This window comes from Bradyrhizobium sp. PRIMUS42, assembly GCF_023006515.1.
GTDB lineage: Bacteria > Pseudomonadota > Alphaproteobacteria > Rhizobiales > Xanthobacteraceae > Bradyrhizobium.
On the sequence record NZ_JALBGZ010001148.1, the window covers coordinates 1 to 1308 of the forward strand.

General features: G+C 66.7%; 2 pseudogenes. Both read right to left on the minus strand.

The annotated features are described in order from the left end of the window. Positions 1–137 (minus strand): annotated as a pseudogene (locus tag MOV75_RS38475) (D-TA family PLP-dependent enzyme); the annotation flags it as partial. A 291-nt stretch (positions 138–428) separates the two neighbouring features. After that, positions 429–1301, minus strand: a pseudogene (locus tag MOV75_RS38480) (proline dehydrogenase family protein); the annotation flags it as partial. Positions 1302–1308: the final 7 nt, after the last annotated feature.

Genomic DNA, 1308 nt, shown 5'->3' on the forward strand with positions numbered 1-1308 from the left:
AGATATAGGTGCCGAAGCGGTGCTCGGTGCCGCCCTTCAGCTTGCCGAGATTTTTCAGGTTCGGCGTGCCGCCGGTCGAGACGATCTTCGCATCCAGTCCGTGCGCGCGCAGCAGTCACCGCCGCAAGGGCTTGATCCCGCGTGGCATCGGCGATCGGCTTGAGGTCAGCCGTCTCGGCTTTCACGTCAACCAGCAACTGGTCGAGTGCAGCGCGCGCGCCGAATTCGACGCCGCGCGAATTGCGCCGCTCCGGCGCAAAGAGATCGCCGGGCAGCGGAATCTTGGGATGGGCCGCCTGCTGTGGCCGAACGATGGCATCCGCCGGACGCTGCAACAGCGCCGCAACCGGCACGCGATAATCGGCGGCCTGCGCCACGAAGGAGGAATTGGCTCCGTTCTCCAGCAGGCGCCGCACCAGATAGGCCAGCAGGTCGCGATGGCTGCCGACCGGCGCATAGGTGCGGTAGGCGATCTCAGGATGATCCTTGGCGAGCTGCTCGTACAGCGCTTCGCCCATGCCGTGCAGGCGCTGGAATTCGAAGCCGCCGCTATTCCCGGCGAGCTCCAGCACGGTCGCGACCGTCAGCGCATTGTGGGTGGCGAATTGCGGAAAGATGCGGGGCCGCAAGACCAGCAGCTTCGTCGCGCAAGCGACGAAGTTGAGATCCGTCATCGCCTTGCGCGTGAACACGGGATAGCCGTCGAGCCCGCGCTCCTGCGCGCGCTTGATCTCGGTGTCCCAATAGGCGCCCTTGACGAGGCGCACCATCAGCTTGCGGTCGTGCGCGCGGGCGAGTTCGTCGACATAGTCGATCACCGCGCTGGCGCGCTTCTGATAGGCTTGGACCGCGAGGCCAAATCCGTCCCAACCGGTAAGCGAGGGATCGGCGAGCGTTGCCGCGATCACGTCGAGCGACAGCTCCAGCCGGTCGGCTTCCTCGGCATCGACGGTGAAGTTGAGGTCATGGGCCTTGGCGCGCTGCGCGAGGTCCAGCAGCAGCGGCACCAGCTCGGCCATCACCCGCTCCCGGCTGATCGCCTCGAAGCGCGGATGCAGTGCCGAGAGCTTGACCGAGATGCCGGGCCGGTCGGGCAGGGGATGGTTGCCCGCCGCCTTGCCGATGGTTTCGATCGCACTGGCATAGGCATTGAAATAACGGCTGGCATCCGCCGCCGTGCGCGCGGCTTCGCCGAGCATGTCGAAGGAATAGCGCGGCTTCTGGCCGGAGCGCGGGCGGCCCCGCTCCAGCGCCTGCTCGATGGTCTCGCCCAGCACGAAATGACTGCCCATCAGCCGCATCGCCTGG